15 protein-coding genes and 1 pseudogene are annotated in these 25,270 nt (G+C 57.2%); 6 read left to right on the forward strand and 10 right to left on the reverse strand.

What is annotated here, in order from left to right:
* Positions 1 to 60: 60 nt before the first annotated feature.
* From IM299_RS05030 to gltB, 4 genes and pseudogenes are all read right to left on the reverse strand, one after another.
* Positions 61 to 1,341, reverse strand: a complete 1,281-nt coding sequence (locus tag IM299_RS05030; RefSeq protein ID WP_193357117.1) for a cytosine deaminase — start codon at positions 1,339 to 1,341, stop codon at positions 61 to 63.
* Positions 1,331 to 2,580, reverse strand: a pseudogene (codB, locus tag IM299_RS05035) (cytosine permease). Before codB ends, IM299_RS05030 begins: the two are co-directional and overlap by 11 nt.
* Before the next feature lie 188 nt (positions 2,581 to 2,768).
* Positions 2,769 to 4,187: a glutamate synthase subunit GltD gene (gene gltD / locus IM299_RS05040; RefSeq protein WP_193357118.1), complete on the reverse strand. Its 1,419-nt coding sequence runs from the start codon at positions 4,185 to 4,187 to the stop codon at positions 2,769 to 2,771.
* Positions 4,188 to 4,196: 9 nt separating this feature from the next.
* A complete protein-coding gene (gene gltB / locus IM299_RS05045; protein WP_193357119.1) occupies positions 4,197 to 8,657 on the reverse strand; it encodes a glutamate synthase large subunit in 4,461 nt (1,486 codons plus the stop codon).
* Between the two features lie 687 nt (positions 8,658 to 9,344).
* Between gltB and IM299_RS05050 the strand changes: the two genes are divergently transcribed.
* A complete protein-coding gene (locus IM299_RS05050) occupies positions 9,345 to 10,286 on the forward strand; it encodes a TIGR01212 family radical SAM protein (RefSeq protein ID WP_127336335.1) in 942 nt (313 codons plus the stop codon).
* On the opposite strand, the gene IM299_RS05055 is transcribed toward IM299_RS05050, so the two are convergent.
* Positions 10,266 to 11,768 (reverse strand): helicase HerA-like C-terminal domain-containing protein, encoded by a 1,503-nt coding sequence (locus IM299_RS05055; RefSeq protein ID WP_041907858.1) that lies wholly within the window; start codon positions 11,766 to 11,768, stop codon positions 10,266 to 10,268. The genes IM299_RS05050 and IM299_RS05055 overlap by 21 nt on opposite strands.
* Positions 11,769 to 11,905: 137 nt before the next feature.
* Between IM299_RS05055 and IM299_RS05060 the strand changes: the two genes are divergently transcribed.
* On the forward strand, positions 11,906 to 13,543 hold the full coding sequence (locus tag IM299_RS05060) for a dihydroxyacetone kinase subunit DhaK (RefSeq protein ID WP_041907860.1): 1,638 nt from the start codon (positions 11,906 to 11,908) through the stop codon (positions 13,541 to 13,543).
* Between the two features lie 46 nt (positions 13,544 to 13,589).
* Here the strand turns inward: IM299_RS05060 and IM299_RS05065 are convergent, their stop codons facing one another.
* From IM299_RS05065 to pepA, 5 genes are all read right to left on the reverse strand, one after another.
* The gene (locus tag IM299_RS05065; RefSeq protein WP_028014580.1) at positions 13,590 to 14,609 is read right to left on the reverse strand and encodes an NAD(P)-dependent alcohol dehydrogenase; all 1,020 of its coding nucleotides are present in this window, start codon (positions 14,607 to 14,609) and stop codon (positions 13,590 to 13,592) included.
* Between the two features lie 83 nt (positions 14,610 to 14,692).
* Positions 14,693 to 15,196, reverse strand: coding sequence for a GNAT family N-acetyltransferase (locus tag IM299_RS05070; protein WP_028014579.1), 504 nt, complete (start codon positions 15,194 to 15,196; stop codon positions 14,693 to 14,695).
* A gap of 123 nt (positions 15,197 to 15,319) precedes the next feature.
* Positions 15,320 to 18,175, reverse strand: a complete 2,856-nt coding sequence (locus IM299_RS05075) for a valine--tRNA ligase (protein WP_045630735.1) — start codon at positions 18,173 to 18,175, stop codon at positions 15,320 to 15,322.
* The gene (holC, locus tag IM299_RS05080; protein ID WP_003861884.1) at positions 18,175 to 18,618 is read right to left on the reverse strand and encodes a DNA polymerase III subunit chi; all 444 of its coding nucleotides are present in this window, start codon (positions 18,616 to 18,618) and stop codon (positions 18,175 to 18,177) included. Before holC ends, IM299_RS05075 begins: the two co-directional genes overlap by 1 nt.
* 117 nt (positions 18,619 to 18,735) lie before the next feature.
* Complete coding sequence (pepA, locus tag IM299_RS05085; protein WP_028014577.1) at positions 18,736 to 20,247, reverse strand: leucyl aminopeptidase; 1,512 nt, start codon at positions 20,245 to 20,247, stop codon at positions 18,736 to 18,738.
* Between the two features lie 143 nt (positions 20,248 to 20,390).
* Between pepA and IM299_RS23085 the strand changes: the two genes are divergently transcribed.
* The 4 genes from IM299_RS23085 (at position 20,391) to arcB (ending at position 25,165) form a co-directional block, all read left to right on the forward strand.
* Positions 20,391 to 20,450 (forward strand): hypothetical protein, encoded by a 60-nt coding sequence (locus IM299_RS23085; protein ID WP_213743486.1) that lies wholly within the window; start codon positions 20,391 to 20,393, stop codon positions 20,448 to 20,450.
* A 63-nt stretch (positions 20,451 to 20,513) separates the two neighbouring features.
* On the forward strand, positions 20,514 to 21,614 hold the full coding sequence (gene lptF / locus IM299_RS05090) for an LPS export ABC transporter permease LptF (protein ID WP_028014576.1): 1,101 nt from the start codon (positions 20,514 to 20,516) through the stop codon (positions 21,612 to 21,614).
* Positions 21,614 to 22,696 carry an LPS export ABC transporter permease LptG gene (gene lptG, locus IM299_RS05095; protein ID WP_028014575.1) on the forward strand — a complete coding sequence of 361 codons (1,083 nt, stop codon included), beginning with the start codon at positions 21,614 to 21,616 and terminating at the stop codon, positions 22,694 to 22,696. The genes lptF and lptG overlap by 1 nt, the downstream gene beginning before the upstream one ends.
* A 135-nt stretch (positions 22,697 to 22,831) precedes the next feature.
* Positions 22,832 to 25,165, forward strand: coding sequence for an aerobic respiration two-component sensor histidine kinase ArcB (arcB, locus tag IM299_RS05100; RefSeq protein ID WP_193357120.1), 2,334 nt, complete (start codon positions 22,832 to 22,834; stop codon positions 25,163 to 25,165).
* The last annotated feature ends 105 nt before the right edge of the window (positions 25,166 to 25,270 follow it).

A 25,270-nucleotide genomic window follows, 5' to 3' on the forward strand; every position in this document is an offset into this window, starting at 1 on the left:
CCGCCGTGAGGATATCTTTATGTACGCGATGACGTTTGCCACGCGGTTTCCAACCCAGAATTAGCGCTTAAACGTCACCGCTTCCGGCTGCGTCAGGTGCAAGGTTGTCTGGCTGGGCACCGTCTCGGCAATCACCTTGCCGTGGCGAACAGAGTATCGTGCCGGCGTCTGGCGACGAACGGCATCAAACCCATTCTCTGCCGGGAGAATCACCAGGTTTGCTGAACTCCCAACGCGCACTCCATAGTCCTGCAAATTGAGCGTTTTCGCGCTGTGGGTAGTGATCAGGTTAAGCCCATCGTTTATTTGCCCGTAGCCCATCAGTTGGCAGACGTGCAGCCCCATATGCAGAACCTGAAGCATATTCGCGGTTCCCAGCGGATACCACGGATCGAAAACGTCGTCATGGCCGAAGCAGACGTTGATCTCCGCTTCCAGCATTTCTTTGACGCGTGTAATGCCGCGGCGTTTGGGATAGGTATCGAAACGGCCCTGCAAATGCGTGTTAACCAGCGGGTTTGCCACGAAGTTAATGCCTGACATTTTTAACAGGCGGAACAGCCGGGACGTATACGCGCCATTATAGGAGTGCATTGCCGTGGTATGGCTGGCAGTCACGCGCGAACCCATTCCGTCACGATGTGCCAGGGCGGCAACGGTTTCAACGAAGCGCGATTGTTCATCATCAATCTCGTCACAGTGGACATCGATCAGCCGGTCGTACTTTCTGGCCAGGGAAAACGTTTTATGCAGCGACTCCACACCATATTCACGCGTAAATTCAAAGTGCGGGATTGCGCCGATGACATCCGCCCCTAAACGCACGGCTTCCTCAAGCAGTGCTTCACCGTTCGGATAAGAAAGAATGCCTTCCTGCGGGAATGCCACAATTTGCATATCGACCCACGGGGCGACTTCCTGCTTCACCTCCAGCATGGCTTTCAGTGCCGTAAGGGTAGGGTCCGAGACGTCAACGTGAGTACGTACGTACTGAATGCCGTTGGCGATCTGCCACTTCAGGGTCTGCATCGCGCGGGTTTTAACGTCTTCGTGGGTGAGCATCGCCTTACGTTCGGCCCAGCGCTCGATTCCCTCGAAAAGGGTGCCTGACTGGTTCCAGTTCGGTTCACCCGCCGTTTGCGTTGTATCCAGATGGATATGCGGTTCGATGAAAGGAGGGATAACCAGCCCGCATTCGGCGTCCAGCACCTGACCGACTGGCGCAGAGGCGGTTTCCTGAGGATCGATACGGCTGAAGCGTCCATTCTCAATCGTGATTTGCCATAAACCCTCCTGCCCTTGCAAACGGGCCTGACGGATAGTGAGGGAATTATTCTGCATGGGAAGCCTCCGAAGGATTGGCAAGGGTACGTTTGGCGAATGGGTTTAACACCAAATAGCTGAAGACGCCGCCAATACTGCGTTAACGGGGACAATTCCCGGAATGTAGTGCCCGGCAGCAACGCCCAGGGCGACCGAGAAAATGGCAATCCAGTTAACGGACACAAATTTTGCATGGTCGAAGCTGGCATAGCGGCGGCGATTAATCAGATAGTCGGCGATAATTACCCCGCCAATCGGCGGAATCGCTGCCGACAGAAAGGTCAGCCAGCCAACGAAGTTGTTGTATAACCACAGCGCGCACAGCGTACCGATAATGCCATTCACCACCGACAGCGTACGGCTGGAAAGGCCAGTAATATTGGCGAAACCCAGACCAGAGGCGTACAGCGCGTTGTCATTGGTGGTCCAGATATTCAGGCCGAGAACGACAATCGCCGGCACCAGCAGTCCCTGGGCGATCATCACGTCAGAAATATCGGCCTGTCCTACGGCGGCAGCGCCTGCCGCACCGAAGATAAACATCAGCGAGTTGCCAAGGAAAAATGCCACCATCGCCACCAGAACGGCACCTTTAGCATTGCGGCCAAAGCGGACGAAGTCGGCGGTCAGCGTGCCTGCGCTGATAAACGAACCTACAACCAGCGCCAGCGCGCTGGAAAAGTTGAGCGGCGTCTGCGGCACAATGGATTTGAGGTGGTCCAACCCTCCCACGCCGTCCACCGCCAGCCAGACGGAGTAGCTACCCAGGATGACGATAGCGGGTACGGCGATGATGGATAAAATCGTCAGTGCTGAGATGCCAAAAAAAATGGTCAACGTCATCAACAGGCCGGAAACCGCAATCAGGACGTTCACGTCGATGCCCGTGGCTTTACTCACCGGGATGGCAAACATCGCTACGCCGACGCCAAACCATCCTACCTGCGTACCGCCTAAAAGCATGGAGGGAAGCCAGGAACCTTTTATACCGAACGAGTAACGCGCAAGAAGATGGGTTGAGAGGCCGGTTTTTGCGCCAATGTAGCCAAGAAAAGCAGTGTAAATACCGAGGAGGAGATTGCCGAAGAGAACTGCGAGGAAGAAATCATTATAGGAAAGACCGGTACCGAGCGTGCCTCCGGTCCACATACTGGCGGAAAAAAACGTTAACCCTAACATCACAAAAGTGAGTGGAACCACGCCTTTCCGCGCCGCCAGAGGGACGGGGCCCTGGCTATAATTGTTATCTTGCGACACAACGCCTCCTTGAATTTTGGCCAAAAAATCCGCCGCATAATATCCATTTTTTTCGACAATGCAAACGTTTACGTCCGGGGTTTACACTGCATTTGTGGGGAAATGGGTATCGTTAACTGAAGGGGAGGTTACTGAAAACAGGCTCCCCGGCGTTCCGCTTTATGCTTCTGCCGGGGAGTCAGAGGGGCTTACACTTCCAGGAAGTTCATGATCCCGTCAGCCGCTTTACGTCCTTCGGCAATCGCGGTAACCACCAGGTCGGAACCGCGAACGATATCACCACCGGCGAAGATTTTCGGGTTGCTGGTCTGGAAGGCGTTGTCGCTGCCTTCCGGCGCAATCACGCGGCCCTGTGAGTCCAGCTCTACGCTGTGCTTCGCCAGCCACTCCATGCTGTGAGGGCGGAAACCAAACGCCATCACCACGGCGTCGGCCGGGATCACGTGCTCAGAGCCTGCCACGATCTCCGCGCGACGACGGCCTTTCGCATCCGGCGCCCCCATCTCCGTGCGCGCCATCTTCACGCCGCTTACCTTACCGTTGGCGTTCACTTCAATGCCCAGAGGCTGGATGTTGAACTGGAACTCCACGCCCTCTTCACGCGCGTTTTTCACTTCGCGCTTAGAGCCCGGCATGTTCTCTTCGTCACGACGGTAAGCACAGATGACGTGCGCCGCATTCTGACGAATGGACGTACGCACGCAGTCCATCGCGGTATCACCACCGCCCAGCACGACAACGCGTTTACCTTCCATGCTGACAAACGGCTCGTCGGCAGTTTCGCCGTAGCCCATCAGCTGTTTGGTGTTAGCAATCAGGAACGGCAGCGCGTCGTACACGCCTGGCGCATCTTCGTTCTCCAGACCACCGCGCATGGACTGATAGGTACCCACGCCCAGGAACACGGCGTCGTAATCCTTCAGCAGATCGTCGAGCTGCACGTCGCGGCCCACTTCGGTGTTGAGTTTGAACTCAATGCCCATGCCGATGAAGATTTCACGGCGGCGGGTCATCACCTCTTTTTCCAGCTTGAAGGCCGGGATACCGAAGGTCAGCAGACCGCCGATTTCCGGGTGACGGTCAAAAACCACCGCCTTCACGCCGTTGCGTGTCAGCACGTCGGCACAGGCGAGGCCTGCCGGACCCGCGCCGACGATCGCCACGCGCTTGTCGGTTTGCTTCACGCCGGTCATATCCGGACGCCAGCCCATCTCGAACGCTTTATCGTTGATATAGCGTTCGATGTTGCCGATGGTCACCGCGCCAAACTCGTCGTTCAGCGTACAGGAGCCTTCGCACAGGCGATCCTGAGGACACACGCGGCCGCACACTTCCGGCAGGGTGTTGGTCTGGTGAGACAGCTCGGCGGCTTCAAAAATACGCCCTTCGTTGGCCAGCTTCAGCCAGTTCGGAATGTAGTTATGGACCGGACATTTCCATTCGCAGTAAGGGTTACCGCAGGACAGGCAGCGGTCTGCCTGTGCTTTGGCCTGGCCTTCTGAAAACGGCTCATAGATTTCAACAAATTCAATTTTACGGATCTTCAGCGGTTTCTTTGGCGGATCAACACGCTGCAGGTCGATAAACTGGTATACGTTCTGGCTCATCTGAATTCCTTACTGCGCCTGCACGCGCAGCTCTGCTGCGCTACGACTACGGTGACCCAACAGGGCTTTAACATCGCTGGACTTCGGCTTAACCAGCGCGAATTTCGCAGAGAACGCTGGCCAGTTCGCCAGGATCTCTTCGCCGCGCGAAGAACCGGTATGCTGCACGTGTTCGGTAATCAAACCGCGCAGGTGTTCTTCATGAATGGCCAGTGAATCAACGTCCAGCACTTCCACCAGTTCCGGGTTCACGCGCTTGCGGAACTCACCGTCTTCATCCAGCACGTAGGCAAAACCGCCCGTCATGCCGGCGCCAAAGTTCACGCCGGTTTTACCCAGGACGCACACTATTCCGCCCGTCATGTATTCGCAGCCGTTATCGCCGATGCCTTCCACCACGGTGATGGCACCGGAGTTACGCACCGCAAAACGTTCGCCCGCACGGCCCGCGGCAAACAGACGACCGCCGGTCGCACCGTACAGACAGGTGTTGCCGATGATGCTGGCTTCATGGCTGCGGAAGGCTGAACCGACCGGAGGACGCACCGCCAGCAGACCGCCCGCCATGCCTTTGCCGACGTAGTCGTTGGCATCGCCGGTCAGGTATAACTCAACGCCACCGGCGTTCCACACGCCGAAGCTCTGGCCCGCGGTACCGCTGAAGTGCGCGGTAATCGGATCCGACGCCAGCCCCTGGTCACCGTGCGTTTGCGCGATGTAGCCGGAGAGGGACGCGCCGACAGAACGGTCGGTGTTGCGGATATCAAACCAGAACGTTTTGCTCTGCTTCTCGTCCACGTACGGCTTCGCCTGTTGCAGCAGCTGCGCGTTCAGCACGCCGTTGTCGAACGGCGGGTTGTTCTCGGTGCAGTAAACCGCTTTGCCAGGATGCGGCTCAGCCGTTTCCAGCAGCTTAGAGAGCTCCAGCTTCTGCTGCTTGGCGGTGAAGCCTTCCAGCTCTTTCAGCAGGTCGGTACGGCCAATCAGATCCACCAGACGCTTCACGCCCAGCTGCGCCATCAGCTCGCGGGTTTCACGGGCGATGAAGTCAAAGTAGTTGGTCACTTTGAACGGCAGGCCGTGATAGTGATTCTTACGCAGCTTCTCGTCCTGGGTTGCAACGCCGGTTGCGCAGTTGTTCAGGTGGCAAATACGCAGGTATTTACAGCCGAGCGCAACCATCGGGCCGGTACCGAAGCCGAAGCTTTCCGCACCCAGAATCGCCGCTTTGATGATGTCGAGGCCGGTTTTCAGACCTCCGTCTACCTGCAAACGGATCTTGTGACGCAGACCGTTAGCCACCAGCGCCTGCTGGGTTTCCACCAGGCCAAGCTCCCACGGGCAGCCCGCGTATTTCACGGAGGAGAGCGGGCTTGCGCCGGTACCGCCGTCGTAGCCGGCAATGGTGATCAGATCCGCATAGGCTTTCGCCACGCCGGTGGCGATGGTGCCGACGCCCGGCTCGGAAACCAGCTTCACGGAGATCATCGCTTTCGGGTTGACCTGCTTCAGGTCGAAAATGAGCTGCGCCAGATCCTCGATAGAGTAGATATCGTGGTGCGGCGGCGGGGAAATCAGCGTCACGCCCGGCACCGAGTAGCGCAGTTTGGCGATGTACGGGGTGACTTTATCACCCGGCAACTGACCGCCTTCGCCCGGTTTTGCACCCTGAGCGACCTTAATCTGGATCACGTCGGCGTTAACCAGGTAGGCAGGGGTTACGCCAAAGCGGCCAGACGCCACCTGCTTGATGCGCGACACTTTGTTGGTGCCGTAACGGGCCGGATCTTCACCGCCCTCGCCGGAGTTGGAGTTGCCGCCGATGCTGTTCATGGCTTCCGCCAGCGCTTCATGCGCTTCCGGGCTCAGCGCGCCGATGGACATCGCCGCGGTATCGAAGCGTTTGAACAGCTCGGACGCTGGCTCAACTTCGTCAACGCTGACCGCTTCATCGCCCGGATTGAGGGCAATAAGGTCGCGCAGCGTCGCTGCCGGACGGTTGTTCACCAGCTCGGCATACTGCTGATAATCGCTGTATTCGCCGCTCTGTACCGCCTGTTGCAGCGTGCGCACCACGTCCGGGTTGTAGGCGTGATATTCGCCGCCGTGAACGTATTTCAGCAGGCCACCCTGTTCCAGCGGCTTACGTGCCAGCCAGGCGCGCTTCGACAGGTTCACCAGATCCTGCTGGAAGTCAGCAAAACCTGCCCCGCCGATACGGCTGACCACGCCCTGGAAGCAGAGGTTGGCGACGTCGTCGTGCAGGCCGACCGCTTCAAACAGCTTCGAGCAGCGGTAAGAGGCAATGGTCGAGATGCCCATTTTGGACATGATCTTGTACAGGCCTTTGTTGATGCCGTTACGGTAGTTCAGCATCACCGTGCGGTAATCTTTGTCGATGGCGCGGGTGTCTACCAGGCGGGCCAGCGTTTCGTAGGCCAGGTACGGGTAGATCGCCGTCGCACCAAAGCCTAACAGCACGGCAAAGTGGTGCGGATCGCGGGCGCTGGCGGTTTCCACAATGATGTTGGCATCGCAGCGCAGGCTCTTGTCGACCAGACGCGTCTGGATAGCCCCCACCGCCATTGGCGCAGGCACCGGCAGACGGTTTTTCGCAATGTTACGGTCAGACAGCACCAGCAGAACGGTGCCGTTACGCACCATCTGCTCGGCTTTGTCGCACAGCGCATTCACCGTCTCTTCGAGGCTCGTTTCGGTCACGTCGAAGGTGATATCGAGCGTGTCGGCGCGGTAGTGCTCCTCGGTCATGGTGGTGAGCTGTTTAAAATCAGAGTACAGCAGGATCGGCGATTTAAAGGTCAGACGGTGCGCCTGGCCTTCGGCTTCGCAGAAGACGTTCATCTCGCGACCGATGCTGGTGGCCAGCGACATCACGTGGGCTTCACGCAGCGGATCGATTGGCGGGTTGGTCACCTGCGCAAACTGCTGACGGAAATAGTCGTAAATAATGCGCGGCTGGCTGGAGAGCACGGCGAACGGGGTATCGTCACCCATCGAGCCGACCGCTTCCTGGCCGTTTTCGCCGAGCACGCGAATAACCGAATCCAGCTCTTCCGCGCTGTAGTTAAACTGCTTCTGGAAGCTTGCGAGGGTATCGTCGTCCATCTCGCGGCTGCCCACTTCGTCGTCAGACAGATCTTCGAACGGCACCAGGCGACGGACGTTTTTCGCCATCCACTCTTTATACGGATGGCGGCTTTTCAGATCGTTATCGGTTTCCGCAGAGTGCAGAATACGACCGCCGCGGGTATCGATAACCATCAGCTCGCCCGGACCGATGCGGCCTTTCTCGACCACTTCGTCAGGCTGGTAATCCCAGATCCCCACTTCAGAGGCGCAGGTGATGAGCTTGTCTTTGGTGATGACGTAGCGCGCCGGACGCAGACCGTTACGGTCCAGGTTACACGCAGCGAAGCGACCGTCGGACATCACGATACCTGCCGGACCGTCCCACGGCTCCATGTGCATGGAGTTAAAGTCGAAGAACGCGCGCAGCTCCGGATCCATATCCGGGTTGTTCTGCCAGGCCGGTGGCACGAGCAGACGCATGGCGCGCACGATATCCATCCCGCCTGCCAGCAGCAGTTCCAGCATGTTATCCATGGAGCTGGAGTCAGAGCCGGTTTCGTTCACGAACGGCGCGGCATCGTGCAGGTCAGGGATTAGCGGGGTCTGGAACTTATAGGTACGAGCACGCGCCCACTGGCGGTTGCCGGTGATGGTGTTGATCTCGCCGTTGTGCGCCAGGTAGCGGAACGGCTGCGCCAGCGGCCAGCGCGGTACGGTGTTGGTGGAGAAGCGCTGGTGGAACAGGCAAATGGCCGATTCCAGACGCAGGTCCGCCAGGTCCAGGTAGAAGCGCGGCAGGTCAGCCGGCATACACAGACCTTTATAGATGTTCACCAGGTTAGAGAGGCTACAGACGTAGAACTCTTTATCGTCCTGGAGACGTTTTTCAATGCGGCGACGGGCGATAAACAGACGGCGTTCCATATCGCGCGGACGCCAGCCCGCAGGCGCGTTAACGAATATCTGCTCAATACGAGGCAGCGAGGAGAGGGCGATTTCACCGAGTACCCCTTCGTTGGTTGGCACATCGCGCCAGCCGACAATCGACAGGGTTTCGCGCTGAAGTTCTTCTTCAACGATGCGGCGTGAGGCGGCAGCCTTTTCAGGATCCTGATTCAGGAACAGCATGCCGACAGCGTAGTTTTTGGCTAAACGCCAGCCGCGCTCTTCCGCCACGATGCGGAAGAAACGATCCGGTTTTTGCAGCAGCAGGCCGCAACCGTCGCCGGTTTTACCATCGGCCAGGATGGCGCCACGGTGCTGCATACGGGCCAGTGCGTGAATAGCGGTACGCACTACCTTGTGGCTAGGTTCGCCTTCTATGTGGGCGATCAGGCCGAAACCACAGTTATCCTTCTCAAGGGATTTATCGTACAACATATCAGTGAACCTCCCCAGGCTCGTCGGGCTTCCCACTGAACTTTACCGTGGCGCACAGGCGCAGAAAGAGCATGGCGACGGGGTTAGCGTTTCATACGCGGACCTCGCATTCGCCCTCTTTTTCATCCTTTCGCGCAGGTAAACAAGTTTGAGGACTTGCTTCAGAGGGAATCTCAATTACTGCATAAATATGATGAGCAGGCCGCTCATCCAGAAAGCTTCCAGCGGATTTCCAACTTATCGGGAATTGGTACACAGGTCAAATGGCAATCTTATTTATACAAAAATGTGCTAAAGCGTAATTATCATTTTGTTTTTATTGGTTAATTGACTAATTTTACAACCACTGAAAGCGCCAGGAAGGTGCAGGGGAGTGTGATCTGACTCACTATATGAAAGCGGTATTATTGATGCAGCGTGCTGAAATGCGGATTTATGGCAGAATAATAATCTGGTGCAGTGTTCTAACCCGCATAAAATCACTGTTTTTCAGTCCTGGCGCTATAAATGAAAAAAACCATCAGAACATAAGGAAAAGTAATTACGTGGCGGATGAATGAAATCTCGGTAATCCTGATTATTTATTCGAATGGATAAAAGCCGTCCAGGGCGATTGATCCAGGTCATCGCCGACAGAGGCTAAAAATGGCAGGCTTGTCCCCTTTCTTCGGGACGGTCTATCAGATTATGCAGTTACAGAAATTAGTCAATATGTTTGGTGGGGATCTTTTGCAGCGGTACGGTCAAAAGGTGCATAAGCTGACGCTGCACGGCGGCTTTAGCTGCCCGAACCGCGACGGCACCATCGGGCGCGGCGGCTGCACCTTCTGTAACGTTGCGTCGTTTGCTGACGAAGCCCAGCAGCATAAATCCATCGCGGAACAGCTCGCCCATCAGGCCAGCCTGGTGAACCGCGCGAAGCAGTATCTGGCCTATTTCCAGGCCTACACCAGTACGTGGGCGGAGGTTCAGGTATTACGCTCGATGTATCAGCAGGCGGTCGCTCAGGCGAACATTGTCGGGCTGTGCGTGGGTACGCGCCCGGACTGCGTACCGGAGGCGGTGCTGGATTTACTTAGCGAGTACAGAGAGAAGGGCTATGAGATCTGGCTGGAGCTGGGCCTGCAGACCGCGCACGATAAAACCCTGCACCGTATCAATCGTGGGCATGATTTCGCCTGCTACCAGCGCACCACGCGTCTCGCCCGCGAGCGTGGCCTGAAAGTCTGTTCGCATTTGATTGTCGGCTTGCCCGGAGAAGGGCAGCAGCATGGCCTGGAGACGCTGGAAAAAGTCGTGGAAACCGGCGTAGACGGCATTAAGCTGCACCCGCTGCATATCGTGAAGGGAAGCATAATGGCGAAAGCCTGGGAAGCCGGGCGGTTAAGCAGTATCGAGCTCGACGACTATACAGTGACGGCGGGAGAGATGATTCGCCACACGCCGCCGGAGATTGTCTACCACCGCATCTCCGCCAGCGCCCGCCGTCCAACGCTTCTGGCACCGCTCTGGTGCGAGAACCGGTGGACGGGGATGGTGGAAATCGACCGCTATCTTCAGGAAAACGGCGTACAGGGTTCGGCGCTGGGCCGTCCGTGGGTTCCCCGTCTACCGACGGCGGCCGCCTAGCAGACTCCCCAGCATGCCGCGCACAATCTGATTAGTAACCTGCCGCGCGGCGCTTTTCGCCATGGTCTGTACCACGCCGTCGCGCTTGCCGCCGCGCGGTCCGGTTGTGCCAAACAAAATGTCTTTTAGCCCGCCGAGAATGCCGTCATCCACTGCGACTGACTGGCCCTTAGCGGGTGGAGCATCCTGCGATTCGGTGGTTGCCTGTACCCCTTTTTGCAGCATCTCGAACGCAGACTCCCGATCCACCTCGTCTTCATACTTGCCGTACACCGGGGAGTGATTAATCAGGCTGTTACGTTCATCGTCGGTAACCGGCCCCATGCGCGAGCAGGGCGCGATCACCATTGCGCGTTCCACCACGGACGGGCTGCCCTTGGCATCCAGGAACGAAATCAGCGCTTCACCGGTGCCCAGCGCCTGAATCGCGGCTTCGGTATCAAAGGCCGGATTGGCACGCATGGTTTGCGCGGCGGCTTTCACCGCTTTCTGATCCTTCGGCGTAAAGGCGCGCAGGGCGTGCTGCACGCGGTTACCAAGCTGGCCCAGCACATTGTCAGGAATATCCGACGGGTTTTGCGACACAAACCAGACGCCGACCCCTTTGGAGCGGATCAGGCGGATAACCTGTTCAATTTTATCCAGCAGTACCTGCGGCGCGTCGTTAAACAGCAGGTGTGCTTCGTCAAAGAAGAAGACCAGTTTGGGTTTTTCCAGATCGCCCGCTTCCGGTAACTGCTCGTACAGTTCGGAGAGCATCCACAGCAGGCTGGCAGCGTAAAGCTTTGGCATCTGGTAGAGCTTCTCTGAACTCAGAATGTTGATGATGCCCTTGCCGCTGCTGTCGGTGCGCATCCAGTCTTTAATATCCAGCATCGGCTCGCCGAAGAAGTGTTCGGCGCCCTGCTGCTCCAGCGTCAGTAGCCCACGCTGAATGGCACCGACAGAGGCGCTGCTGATATTGCCGTACTGGTTCTGGAAGGATTTGGCGTTATCGCCGATGTACTGGGTAATGGCGCGCAGATCTTTGAAATCAAGCAGCAGCAACCCCTGATCGTCGGCGATACGGAAGATGATGTTCAGCACCCCGGACTGCACGTCGTTGAGGTTGAGCAGGCGGGCCAGCAGCAGCGGGCCGAGATCGGAAACGGTGGCGCGTACCGGGTGGCCTTTCTCACCGAAGATGTCCCAGACCACCACCGGATTGCCGTGCGGCGTCCAGTCCGTGATACCGATATTTTTCAGACGCTCGAGCAGTTTTTCTGACGCTGTACCTTCCTGAGCCACACCGGTTAAATCGCCCTTCACGTCAGCCATAAAGACCGGCACGCCAATCTCTGAAAGTGACTCCGCCAGCTTCTGGAGAGTGACTGTTTTCCCTGTGCCGGTGGCGCCGGTAATCAGACCGTGGCGGTTCGCCATCGCGGGCAGTAGATACAGCTCTTTTTCCAGCGTCCGGGCAATTAACAATGGTGTACTCATGATGCGCTTCCTCTCTTAGTCCTGGGTGGAGTATAGGCAACCTGACGGCAAAATGGTTGAGTAAATTGCTGACTTTGCGGCGCATTGTCCAGCGCGGACTATGCTTTTGCATACGGTTCATAAAATAGTGGAAAACAATGTCCAGATTCTTCTTTAACGATCGCAAACAGCTGGTCAATGACGCCATTGAAGGCATACTGCTTTCTGCGCCACATGCGAATCTCGTCAAACTTGATATCGATCCAGCTATCAGGGTTGTCGCCCGCGGCGACTGGGATAAAAGCCGCGTGGCGGTGATCTCCGGCGGTGGCTCCGGGCACGAACCGGCGCACGCCGGATTTGTCGGTAAAGGCATGCTGACGGCGGCAGTGTGTGGCGATCTGTTCGCCTCCCCGAGCGTGGATGCGGTGCTGAACGCTATTGTGGCGGTGACGGGCGATCGCGGCTGCCTGCTGATCGTCAAAAACTATACCGGTGACCGGCTTAACTTTGGCCTGGCGGCAGAAAAGGCCAAACGCTACGGCCTGAAGGTCGAGATGGTGATTGTGGCGGACGATATCGCGCTGCCCGACAACAAGCAGCCGCGCGGCATTGCCGGCACGGCGCTGGTGCACAAGATTGCGGGCTATGCAGCGGAGCAAGGAAAATCGCTGAGCGAGGTGCGGGATATTGCGCAGCAGGCCTGCGATAACCTCTGGAGCCTGGGCGTTGCGATGCAAACCTGCAACCTGCCGGGCAGCGACGATGAAGAGGGGCGCATCAAGCAGGGCCATGTCGAGCTGGGGCTGGGGATCCACGGGGAGCCGGGTGCCTCGGTGGTTGATACGCAAAACAGTAAAGCGATTATCGACACGCTGGTGTCGCCGCTCAAAGCGCAGGCGGGCGAGGGACGTTTCGCGGTGCTGATCAACAACCTCGGCGGCGTGTCCGCGCTGGAGATGGCTCTGCTCACCAAAGAGCTGGCACATTCAGCGCTGAAAGAGAATATTGCGTACCTGATTGGCCCTGCGCCGCTGGTGAGCGCGCTGGATATGAAGGGCTTTTCTCTGACGCTGCTAAAGCTCAACGATTACTTTGAAAAGGCGATTCACGCCGAGGTCGAGACGCTGGGCTGGCAGAAGCCTGTGGCGTTTGCCCCTCTGCGTACCGTTCCGCAAAGCGCTATTCACGATAGCGTGGAATATGACGCGTCCGACAATCCGCAGGTGAAGGAGTCTGTTTCACAGGTGACGAAGACGCTCATACAGCTTGAAAACCGCCTGAATGCGCTGGATGCCAAAGTGGGCGATGGCGATACCGGCTCTACGTTTGCGCAAGGTGCACGGGATATTGCGCAGCGCCTGGAAGAAAACACTCTCCCGCTGAATGACGTACCTAAGCTGCTGTTGCTGGTGGGGGAACGACTGGCCACGGTGATGGGCGGATCGAGCGGTGTACTCATGTCGATCTTCTTCACGGCGGCGGGGCAAAAGCTTCACGATGGACAGCCGCTACCTGAAGCATTGCTGAGCGGACTGGCGCAGATGAAGCAGTATGGCGGGGCAGATCTCGGCGATCGTACGCTGATCGATGCGCTGCAACCGGCGCTGGAAGCCTTGAAGAAAAAAGATCTTCAGGCGGCAGCGCAGGCTGCGCAGCAGGGAGCGGAGGCAACGGCGAAAATGGCGAAAGCCGGAGCAGGGCGCTCATCGTATGTGAATAAAGAGAATCTGGATGGGGTAATGGACCCGGGGGCGGTCGCGGTGGCGGAAGTGTTTAATACATTGGCGCAGTAGCAAAAGTAGGCCGGGTCAGGCGAAGCCGCCACCCGGCAAACTCACATCAGAAATCAGCTTTCAACACCACGCGATAACGGGCTTTGCCGTCGCGCACGTGCTGGATGGCTTCGTTAATTTTCGACATTGGATACAGCTCGGTGGTCGGCGTCACTTTGGTGCGGCCGGCAAACTTCATCAGCTTGCGCAGCTCGTATGGCGTACCGGTCGCGGAGCCTGACACGCTGCGATCCCCGCCGATCAGGGTAAAGGCCGGAACCGGCAGCGGCTTCATCACCGCACCCACGGTGTGGAAGTTACCGCCGTAGGCCAGCGCTTCAAAGTACGGCTGCCAGTTGAGATCGACGTTCACGGTGTTGATGATCAGGTCAAACTGCCCAGCCAGCGCGTTCAGCGCGTCCGGATCGCGGCTGTTCACGACTTTGTCCGCGCCCATTGCCAGCACTTCTTTTTCCTTCGCCGGGTTCGAGCTAAACGCCGTCACTTCACAGCCCATCGCGTGCAGCAGCTTGATGGCGATATGGCCCAGACCGCCGATACCGATCACGCCCACGCGGCTGGTGGCGGTGACGTGGTGCATCAGCAGCGGTTTAAAGACGGTGATCCCGCCGCACAGCAGTGGACCAGCAGATTCAATATCAATGCTGTCCGGCAGCGGGATGACCCATTGCCAGTCGGCGCGCAGCTTATCGGCGAAACCGCCCTTGTTCAGGATGGTGGGCACTGCGCCTTCAAGGCAGTTGATCTGGTTGCCGCTGATACAGGCGTCGCAGTGGCCGCAGCTGCGTGCTGTCCAGCCAATGCCCACGCGCTGGCCAACCTTCAGCCCTTTGTCCTGCGCGGCGCTGCCGAGCGCGACGACGCGGCCAATCACTTCGTGCCCGGCAACCAGCGGATAGCTGGAGAAGCCCCATTCGTTGTCGATCATCGAGAGATCTGAGTGGCAGACCCCGCAGTAATCAACCTGTACTTCGACGTCTTCTGCTTTTAGTTCGCCCGCATCGTACTCGTACAGCTCAAGTTCTGCACCCGCCTGCGGTGCGGCGTAGCTTTTTATCTTCGACATCGTGTTTCCCCCGTTGTGGTGTGAACTGAGAGTGTAGAGCATTCAGTTTACAGCCGCTTAACAGAAGGGGGCAGGAACGAAACTTACAGACTTTTCAGCATTCTGACTTCGCAGTCGACGTGGCCCGTGCAGCCCAGCGGCGCATCGATATGCTCAAAGCCCAGATGTTCATACAGGCCAATGGCCTCTTTAAGGAAGGCGGTGGTTTCGAGGTAACAGCGTTTAAAACCCTGATTGCGCGCGTGCTCCAGGGCGACCAGCGCCAGCTTTTTCGCCAGACCCTGTCCACGAACCGACGGCAGGAAATACATTTTCTGCAGCTCACAGATATCCGGCTCGCTGCAGCTCAGCGGTGCAACGCCGCCGCCGCCCACAACCTGGCCGTCCTGCTCAATGACCCAGTAGGCGTGGCCCGGCTGGCTGTACAGCTTAAACAGTTCGTCAAGATTCGGGTCGGCAACGGTATAACCTTTATCCGCCGTCAGCCCAAACTCTGCAGAAACGGTGCGGATAACGGCGGCGATAGCCGGATTGTCCTGCTCAGTGATCCGACGCATCGTCGTCGCGACGGGGGTAATCACGCTCATAGCATTACTCATTACAAAAATTGACACACAGTTGCTGTTAATAGCACCGCAGAAAAGGGAGTGCAAGCGAGGAGTTTTCAGGAAGGTTACCCCTTACGCCCTGAAGCGTAAGGGGTAAAAGCATTACAGGGCCGCGATAACGGCCTGCTGCTCGATCAGTTTGGTCTTCGCATCGGCGAAGGCAACCAGACGCTCACGCTCTTTGGCAATGACCGCTTCCGGCGCGCGGGCAACAAAGCCTTCGTTCGCCAGCTTGCTTTCGATTTTGCCAATTTCCACGTCGACTTTCGCCACTTCTTTCGCCAGACGCGCCAGCTCTGCGTCTTTGTCGACCAGGCCCGCCATCGGGATCAGCAGCTCCGCACCGTCGATAATTTTAGTCACGGAAACCGGACCCTTGTCATCGGCAGGCAGCACGGTGATGCTTTCCAGACGCGCCATGGTTTTCAGGAAGGTGTTGTTCTCGGTGACGCGACGAACGGCAGCGTCGCTGCAACCGCGCAGCAGCAGCTCCAGTGGTTTACCCGGGGCGATGTTCATTTCGGCACGGATGTTACGTACCGCAACGATCGCCTGCTTCAGCCACTCGGTATCCGCAGACGCGGCTTCATCAACCTTAGCCGCATCGAATTCCGGGAATGGCTGCAGCATGATGGTATCGGCGTTGATGCCCGCAATGACCTTCACGCGCTGCCAGATGGTCTCGGTGATGAATGGAATAACCGGATGCGCCAGGCGCAGCAGGCCTTCCAGGACGGTAATCAGCGTGTTGCGCGTGCCGCGCAGCTCTGCTTCAGAACCGCCGTTCATGACCGGCTTCGCCAGCTCCAGATACCAGTCACAGAACTGGTTCCAGGTGAATTCATACAGAATGCCCGCTGCGATATCGAAGCGGTAGCTGTCCAGCGCCTCGCGGAAGGCTTTCACCGTCTGGTTAAATTCCGCCAGGATCCAGCGGTCCGCCAGAGACAGGGTCATCTCGCCGCCGTTGAAGCCGCAATCCTGATCTTCGGTGTTCATCAGCACGAAGCGGCTGGCGTTCCACAGCTTGTTACAGAAGTTACGATAACCTTCCAGACGCTTCATGTCCCAGTTGATGTCGCGACCGGTAGAGGCCAGCGCCGCCAGGGTGAAGCGCAGGGCGTCGGTACCGTGAGATTCGATCCCGTTCGGGAACTGCTTCTCGGTACGCTTGCGGATTTTCTCAGCCAGCTGCGGCTGCATCATGTTGCCGGTACGTTTTTCCAGCAGGTCTTCCAGGGAGATCCCGTCAACCATGTCCAGCGGGTCAATCACGTTGCCCTTGGACTTGGACATCTTCTGCCCTTCGTCGTCGCGGATAAGGCCGGTCATGTAGACGGTATGGAACGGAACCTGCGGCTTGCCGTCTTCATCTTTGATGAAGTGCATGGTCATCATGATCATGCGGGCAATCCAGAAGAAGATGATGTCGAAGCCGGACACCATTACGCTGGTAGGGTGGAACTGACGCAGCGCGTCGGTGTTTTCCGGCCAGCCGAGGGTAGAGAAGGTCCACAGCGCGGAGGAGAACCAGGTATCCAGAACGTCTTCATCCTGGCGCAGGGCCACGTCAGCGCTCAGGTTATTTTCCTGACGCACTTCGTCTTCGCTACGGCCAACGTAGACGTTGCCTTCGTTGTCGTACCATGCCGGGATGCGGTGACCCCACCACAGCTGACGGGAGATACACCAGTCCTGAATGTCGCGCATCCAGGAGAAGTACATGTTTTCGTACTGCTTCGGCACGAACTGAATGCTGCCGTTCTCAACCGCTTCCACAGCCGGTTTTGCCAGCACGTCGGCACGGACGTACCACTGGTCGGTCAGCATTGGCTCAATAACCACGCCGCCACGGTCGCCGTACGGCACGGTCAGATCGTGAGGCTTAATCTCTTCCAGCAGGCCGAGCGCATCAACGGCGGCTACGATGGCTTTACGTGCGGCAAAGCGCTCCAGCTTCTGGAACTCAGCCGGGATCTCGCTGGAGTAAACGTCGGATTCGTTGCCTTTGGTGTCGTACACCTCTGCGCTTTCGCGGATATCGCCGTCGAAGGTCAGAATGTTGATCATTGGCAGGGCGTGACGACGACCCACTTCATAGTCGTTGAAGTCGTGCGCCGGGGTGATTTTCACGCAGCCGGTGCCTTTTTCCATGTCGGCGTGTTCGTCGCCCACAATCGGAATGCGGCGGTTCACCAGCGGCAGCACCACAAATTTGCCGATCAGATCTTTATAGCGCGGATCTTCCGGGTTAACGGCCACGCCGGTATCGCCCAGCAGGGTTTCCGGACGGGTGGTCGCCACCACCAGGTAATCTTTACCGTCTGCGGTTTTTGCGCCGTCGGCCAGCGGATAGCGGATGTGCCACATGGAGCCTTTAGACTCGCGGTTTTCCACTTCCAGGTCAGAAATTGCGGTGCGCAGTTTCGGATCCCAGTTTACCAGGCGTTTGCCGCGGTAAATCAGGTCTTCTTTGTACAGACGGACGAACACTTCTTTTACGGCGTTGGACAGGCCTTCGTCCATGGTGAAGCGCTCGCGCTCCCAGTCCACGGAGTTTCCGAGACGGCGCATCTGACGGGTAATGGTGCCGCCGGATTCTGCCTTCCACTGCCAGATTTTGTCGATGAACGCATCGCGACCGTAGTCGTGACGAGTTTTACCTTCTTCAGCGGCAATTTTACGCTCAACCACCATTTGGGTCGCGATACCCGCGTGGTCAGTCCCCGCCTGCCACAGGGTGTTTTTGCCCTGCATGCGCTGGTAGCGGATCATGGTGTCCATGATGGTCTGCTGGAAAGCATGCCCCATATGCAAACTGCCGGTGACGTTCGGCGGCGGGATCATGATGCAGAAGGACTCTTTGCTTTCGTCGCCGTTAGGCTTGAAATAGCCCTGCTGTTCCCAGTGCTCGTAAAGCGGCTGTTCGATATCGCGTGGGTTATATGTCTTTTCCATTATTTCCAGGTTGCCGTATTCAGGTTAAAACCGGCCAGGCGGTACGCTTTATAGCGTTCGCGCGCCAGTTGTTTCAAGGATTCTTCGTAAGGGACAAAGTCTACCACTTCTGTGAAAGCGGTGGCAAAATCTGCAAAGTCTGTCCGCAGGCTAATGAGAATATCGCGCGCGCTGCTGTTGCGCTTTTGCGGCCAGGCAATTTCGACCGGTGCCCCGCCGCGTGGACCTTCGCCCGACAGGTTATGCGGAACAAAACTTTCCGGCGGGCGCGCCCATAGCGCTTCATCCAGGCGAATCGCCTGCTGCTCATCTTCACAGGCAATCAGTACGCGTTTACCTGCGCGCCAACGTTCTGCGGCAATTTCACACACCAGCTGTTCAACGGCGCTGAGGCCATCCTGATGGGTGTCGTTGTCCAGAAGGTAGAACGTTGCATTCTTCATATATGGGGCTTCTTGTCGTGGATTTAAATGCAAAGCCGGGTGGCGCTTCGCTTACCCGGCCTACGGTTGAGTGGCGTGTAGGCCGGGTAAGGCGAAGCCGCCACCCGGCACATTACATCACTCGTCGCCGTTAAAACCCGCACGATTAAGCAGGAACTGCGACAGCAGGGCCACCGGACGTCCGGTAGCGCCTTTGGCTTTACCGGAGCGCCATGCGGTCCCCGCGATATCCAGGTGCGCCCAGTTATATTTACGGGTGAAGCGCGCCAGGAAGCAGCCTGCGGTAATTGCGCCGCCAGGACGACCACCAATGTTAGCCATGTCCGCAAAGTTAGACTCCAGCTGTTCCTGATACTCGTCACCCAGCGGCAGACGCCATGCGCGGTCACCGGCCTGCTCGGACGCGCCGATAAGCTCGTGCGCCAGCGGGTTGTGGTTCGACATCAGGCCGGTGATGTGATGGCCCAGGGCAATCACGCAGGCACCGGTCAGGGTGGCCACGTCGATAACCGCTTCTGGCTCGAAGCGCTCAACGTAGGTCAACACGTCACAGAGTACCAGACGGCCTTCGGCGTCGGTATTCAGCACTTCAACGGTCTGGCCGGACATGGTGGTCAGGACGTCGCCCGGACGATACGCGCGACCGCCAGGCATGTTTTCGCAGCCTGCCAGCACGCCGATTACGTTGATGGGCAGCTGAAGCTCCGCAACCATGCGCATGACGCCGTAAACCGCCGCCGCGCCGCACATGTCGTACTTCATCTCGTCCATGCCTTCTGAAGGCTTGATGGAGATACCGCCGGAGTCAAAGGTCAGCCCTTTACCGACGAGCACGATCGGACGCGCGTCTTCAGACGGATTGCCTTTGTATTCGATGACCGACATCAGGGATTCGTTCTGCGAGCCGTTACCCACCGCCAGATAAGAGTGCATCCCCAGCTCTTTCATCTGCTGTTCGCCGATGACGCGGGTGATGACGTTTTTGCTGTAGGAGTCAGCCAGCTGGCGCGCCTGAGAGGCGAGGTAGGCGGCGTTACAGATGTTTGGCGGCATGTTGCCGAGATCTTTTGCCGCTTTGATACCGGCGGCAATCGCCAGACCATGCTGGATGGCGCGCTCGCCGCTGGTCAGTTCGCGACGGGTTGGCACGTTAAAGACCATTTTGCGCAGCGGGCGACGCGGCTCGCTTTTGTTGGTCTTAAGCTGATCGAAGCTGTAAAGGCTCTCTTTTGCCGTTTCGACGGCCTGACGCACTTTCCAGTAGGTGTTACGGCCTTTGACGTGCAGCTCGGTCAGGAAGCAGACGGCTTCCATTGAACCGGTGTCATTCAGCGTATTAATGGTTTTCTGAATAACCTGCTTATACTGACGTTCATCCAGCTCGCGCTCTTTGCCGCAGCCAATCAGCAGAATACGCTCTGACAGGACGTTCGGAACATGGTGCAGTAACAGCGTCTGCCCAGGTTTGCCTTCCAGTTCGCCACGGCGCAGCAGGGCGCTGATATAGCCGTCACTGATTTTATCGAGTTGCTCGGCGATCGGGGAGAGTCGGCGCGGTTCAAAGACGCCCACAACGATGCAGGCACTCCGCTGTTTCTCCGGGCTACCGCTTTTTACACTGAACTCCATGCACTACGCTCCTGAATCTTAAAGACAACGGCGGCTGCTACGGATAGAATTGAAACCTTTCGTAACTCATGTCCGCTGTTGTGGTGACTTCGTGTTAATCTTACGTTACTACGGTTTCGACACGTCAGAAAAAGTCCTGAAGCGTGAATCCGCCGGATGTTTTAATCTTAGCGACGATTTCGACGACTCAAGAGAATAAATGACGTTTAAGCCATGAAACAAGCGATTTTCCAGCAAAGAGACGGGTTTTTACGGGCGTATTTAAAGTGATAATCATAAGATATCTGGTGCGGGAGACGCTCAAAAGCCAACTGGCGATCCTCTTCATCCTGCTGCTGATTTTTTTCTGTCAGAAGCTGGTTAAGATCCTCGGTGCGGCCGTTGACGGCGAAATTCCAACGAATCTGGTGCTTTCCCTGCTTGGGCTGGGGATCCCGGAAATGGCGCAGCTTATTCTGCCGCTGAGTCTATTCCTCGGCCTGCTGATGACCCTCGGTAAGCTGTACACCGAGAGTGAAATTACGGTGATGCATGCCTGCGGCCTGAGTAAAGCCGTACTGGTGAAAGCGGCGATGATACTGGCGCTGTTCACGGGCATTGTTGCGGCGGTGAATGTGATGTGGGCGGGCCCTATGTCTTCCCGTCATCAGGACGAAGTGCTGGCCGAGGCGAAAGCAAACCCCGGCATGGCGGCGCTCGCGCAGGGGCAGTTCCAGCAGGCGACTGACGGAAACTCTGTGCTGTTTATTGAGAGCGTTGACGGCAGTAAATTCAACGATGTATTTCTGGCGCAGCTGCGTCCTAAAGGTAACGCGCGTCCGTCCGTGGTGGTTGCCGATTCTGGCCAGCTTTCTCAGCGCAAAGACGGTTCTCAGGTCGTCACGCTGAATAAAGGCACCCGTTTCGAAGGCACCGCGATGCTGCGTGACTTCCGTATTACGGATTTCCAGAACTATCAGGCCATTATTGGTCATCAGGCGGTGGCGCTCGATCCGACGGATACCGAGCAAATGGATATGCGCACGCTGTGGAATACCGATACCGACAGAGCGCGGGCTGAGTTCCACTGGCGTATTACGCTCGTATTCACCGTGTTTATGATGGCACTGATTGTCGTGCCGCTGAGCGTGGTGAACCCGCGCCAGGGCCGCGTGCTCTCTATGCTGCCAGCGATGCTGCTTTACCTGATCTACTTCCTGCTGCAAACCTCGATTCGCTCTAACGGCGCGAAGGGTAAACTGGATCCGATGGTCTGGACGTGGTTCGTTAACAGCCTGTACATCTTACTGGCGCTGGGATTAAACCTGTGGGATACGGTGCCTGTGCGCCGCATACGTGCCCGATTCTCGCGTAAAGGAGCCATCTAATGCAGGCGTTTGGCGTTCTTGATCGCTATATTGGTAAAACCATTTTCACTACCATCATGATGACGTTGTTCATGCTGGTGTCGCTCTCCGGCATTATCAAATTTGTCGATCAGCTGAAAAAAGCCGGACAGGGCAGCTATGACGCGATGGGGGCGGGGATGTACACCCTGCTCAGCGTGCCAAAAGATGTGCAGATCTTCTTCCCGATGGCGGCTCTGCTGGGCGCGCTGCTGGGGCTGGGGATGCTGGCTCAGCGCAGCGAGCTGGTGGTGATGCAGGCCTCAGGCTTTACCCGTATGCAGGTTGCGCTGTCGGTAATGAAAACCGCAATCCCGCTGGTGCTGTTGACCATGGCGATTGGCGAGTGGGTGGCACCGCAGGGCGAGCAGATGGCGCGTAACTATCGTGCTCAGGCAATGTACGGTGGTTCACTGCTCTCGACTCAGCAAGGTTTATGGGCGAAAGACGGGAAAAACTTCGTCTACATCGAACGGGTAAAGGGTAATGATGAACTGGGCGGGGTGAGCATCTACGCGTTCAACGACCAGCGCCGTCTGGAGTCTGTCCGACACGCCTCTTCCGCGAAGTTTGACGCTGAACATAAGCAGTGGCGTTTGTCGCAGGTTGATGAATCTGACCTGACCGATCCAAAACAGATTACCGGGTCACAGACGGTGACCGGCACCTGGAAGACCAACCTCACGCCGGATAAGCTCGGGGTTGTTGCGCTGGATCCTGACGCGCTCTCTATCAGCGGCTTGCACAACTATGTGAAGTACCTGAAGTCGAGCGGGCAGGATGCCGGACGCTATCAGCTCAACATGTGGAGCAAAATCTTCCAGCCGATGTCCGTGGCGGTGATGATGCTGATGGCGCTGTCGTTTATCTTCGGCCCGCTGCGTAGCGTGCCGATGGGCGTGCGCGTCGTGACCGGTATTAGCTTCGGCTTTGTCTTCTATGTACTCGATCAGATCTTCGGTCCGCTGACGCTGGTTTATGGCATCCCGCCGATTATCGGTGCGCTGCTGCCGAGCGCCAGCTTCTTCCTGATCAGCCTCTGGCTGCTGCTGAAACGCTCCTGATTGACCTCTCCTCGCTTCCGGTGAACCGGAGGCGAGGCTAATCTCCTGTTTCACCCCGCACTTTTTCTCACAACCTTCAACGTCCCGCCTCGAATTTGAGTATTATTGAGCGATAAAGTCGTGAAGGGATCCTCTATGAAGCAAATTCGAATGCTAGCCCAGTACTACGTCGACCTGATGATGAAGCTTGGGCTGGTGCGTTTCTCCATGCTGCTGGCGCTGGCGCTGGTCGTTCTGGCGATTGTCGTGCAGATGGCCGTTACGATGGTTCTGCATGGTCAGGTCGAGAGTATCGACGTTATCCGCTCTATCTTCTTCGGCCTGCTCATTACCCCCTGGGCGGTCTATTTTCTTTCCGTGGTGGTCGAACAGCTTGAGGAGTCCCGTCAGCGCTTATCAAAACTGGTCGATAAGCTGGAGGAGATGCGCGAGCGCGACCTGAAGCTCAACGTTCAGCTTAAAGACAACATTGCTCAGTTGAATCAGGAAATTTCAGATCGTGTGAAGGCGGAGGCAGAGCGTCAGGCCACGCTGGAACAGCTGAAAATCGAAATGAAAGAGCGCGAGGTGACGCAGATCCAGCTTGAGCAGCAATCCTCCTTCCTGCGTTCGTTCCTGGATGCTTCGCCGGATCTGGTATTCTACCGTAACGAAGATAAAGAATTTTCAGGCTGTAACCGGGCGATGGAGCTCCTGACCGGGAAAAGCGAGAAGCAGCTGATTCACCTCAAGCCGCAGGACGTTTACTCCGAAGAGGCGGCCGCCAAGGTCATGGAGACGGACGAAAAAGTGTTCCGCCATAACGTCTCGCTGACCTACGAACAGTGGCTGGATTACCCGGACGGGCGCAAAGCCTGCTTTGAGATCCGTAAGGTGCCGTACTATGACCGCGTCGGGAAGCGCCACGGCCTGATGGGCTTCGGCCGTGATATTACCGAGCGTAAGCGCTATCAGGATGCGCTGGAGCGCGCCAGCCGCGACAAGACCACCTTCATCTCCACCATCAGCCATGAGCTTCGTACGCCGCTTAACGGCATTGTGGGGCTGAGCCGCATTCTGCTGGATACCGACCTGACCGCAGAGCAGGAAAAATACCTCAAAACGATTCACGTCTCGGCGGTCACGCTGGGTAATATCTTCAACGATATTATTGACATGGATAAGATGGAGCGCCGAAAGGTTCAGCTTGATAACCAGCCGGTTGATTTCACCAGCTTCCTTGCCGATCTGGAAAACTTGTCTGGTCTGCAGGCCCAGCAGAAGGGGCTGAATTTTGTCATGGAGCCCACCCTGCCGCTGCCGCATAAAGTGATTACCGACGGCACGCGGCTGCGTCAGATCCTGTGGAACCTCATCAGCAACGCGGTGAAATTTACCCAGAAGGGGCAGGTGGCGGTGCGTATTCGCTATGACGACGGCGACATGCTGCACTTCGAGGTGGAGGACTCCGGGATTGGTATTCCGCAGGAGGAGCAGGACAAGATTTTCGCGATGTACTACCAGGTGAAGGACAGCAACGGTGGAAAACCGGCCACTGGTACCGGAATCGGCCTGGCGGTGTCTAAGCGGCTGGCGAAGAGCATGGGGGGTGACATCACCGTTGCCAGCCAGGCGGGCAAAGGGTCAACCTTCACGCTGACGGTGCATGCGCCGGCGGTGGCGGAAGAGGTAGAGGATACCTTTGAAAACGACGATATGCCGCTGCCTGCGCTGCACGTCCTGCTTGTTGAGGATATTGAGCTTAACGTGATTGTAGCGCGCTCGGTGCTGGAAAAACTGGGCAACAGCGTGGATGTCGCGATGACCGGTAAAGCCGCGCTGGAGATGTTTACACCGGGTGAATATGACCTCGTTCTGCTGGATATCCAGTTGCCGGATATGACCGGGCTGGATATCTCGCGTGAACTGACGCGTCAGTACGCGGCTGATGAACTGCCGCCGCTGGTGGCGCTGACGGCGAACGTGCTGAAAGATAAAAAAGAGTACCTCGACGCCGGTATGGACGATGTACTCAGCAAGCCTCTGGCGGTGCCTGCTCTGACCGCCATGATCAAGAAGTTCTGGGATACCCACGATGAAGAGGAGAGCACCATGACGTCTGTTGATAGCGCAAAAGCCCAAACGATACTCGATACCGCGATGCTGGAGCAGTATATCGATCTGGTCGGCCCGAAACTGATTACCGACGGCCTGGCGGTGTTTGAGAAAATGATGCCGGGTTATCTGAGCGTGCTGGAGTCAAACCTGACGGCGCGTGACCAGAAGGGCATCGTGGAAGAAGGGCATAAAATCAAAGGCGCAGCCGGCTCGGTCGGGTTACGCCACCTGCAGCAGCTGGGTCAACAGATTCAGTCGCCTGATTTACCAGCTTGGGAAGATAACGTTGGTGATTGGGTTGAAGAGATGAAACAAGAGTGGCAGAACGATGTTGCGGTGCTTAAAGCCTGGGTGGATGCCAGAAAAAAATGACCCCGGCTAGACCGGGGTGCGCGAATACTGCGCCAACACCAGGGAAATCGTGGCTGCGCCTGTTTTTTAAAGTAATTTTCTAATGGGCGCCGCCGTAAAAATTTA

The organism is Enterobacter cloacae complex sp. P47BA (assembly GCF_014930485.1).
Taxonomy (GTDB): domain Bacteria; phylum Pseudomonadota; class Gammaproteobacteria; order Enterobacterales; family Enterobacteriaceae; genus Enterobacter; species Enterobacter bugandensis.

Excerpts from the sequence above, each read along its gene's own strand:
- IM299_RS05030 (WP_193357117.1), bottom strand. The coding sequence starts at position 1,341 with ATGCAGAATAATTCCCTCACTATCCGTCAGGCCCGTTTGCAAGGGCAG.
- gltD (WP_193357118.1), bottom strand. The coding sequence starts at position 4,187 with ATGAGCCAGAACGTATACCAGTTTATCGACCTGCAGCGTGTTGATCCG.
- gltB (WP_193357119.1), bottom strand. The coding sequence starts at position 8,657 with ATGTTGTACGATAAATCCCTTGAGAAGGATAACTGTGGTTTCGGCCTG.
- IM299_RS05050 (WP_127336335.1), top strand. The coding sequence starts at position 9,345 with ATGCAGTTACAGAAATTAGTCAATATGTTTGGTGGGGATCTTTTGCAG.
- IM299_RS05055 (WP_041907858.1), bottom strand. The coding sequence starts at position 11,768 with ATGAGTACACCATTGTTAATTGCCCGGACGCTGGAAAAAGAGCTGTAT.
- IM299_RS05060 (WP_041907860.1), top strand. The coding sequence starts at position 11,906 with ATGTCCAGATTCTTCTTTAACGATCGCAAACAGCTGGTCAATGACGCC.
- IM299_RS05065 (WP_028014580.1), bottom strand. The coding sequence starts at position 14,609 with ATGTCGAAGATAAAAAGCTACGCCGCACCGCAGGCGGGTGCAGAACTT.
- IM299_RS05070 (WP_028014579.1), bottom strand. The coding sequence starts at position 15,196 with ATGAGCGTGATTACCCCCGTCGCGACGACGATGCGTCGGATCACTGAG.
- IM299_RS05075 (WP_045630735.1), bottom strand. The coding sequence starts at position 18,175 with ATGGAAAAGACATATAACCCACGCGATATCGAACAGCCGCTTTACGAG.
- holC (WP_003861884.1), bottom strand. The coding sequence starts at position 18,618 with ATGAAGAATGCAACGTTCTACCTTCTGGACAACGACACCCATCAGGAT.
- pepA (WP_028014577.1), bottom strand. The coding sequence starts at position 20,247 with ATGGAGTTCAGTGTAAAAAGCGGTAGCCCGGAGAAACAGCGGAGTGCC.
- lptG (WP_028014575.1), top strand. The coding sequence starts at position 21,614 with ATGCAGGCGTTTGGCGTTCTTGATCGCTATATTGGTAAAACCATTTTC.
- arcB (WP_193357120.1), top strand. The coding sequence starts at position 22,832 with ATGAAGCAAATTCGAATGCTAGCCCAGTACTACGTCGACCTGATGATG.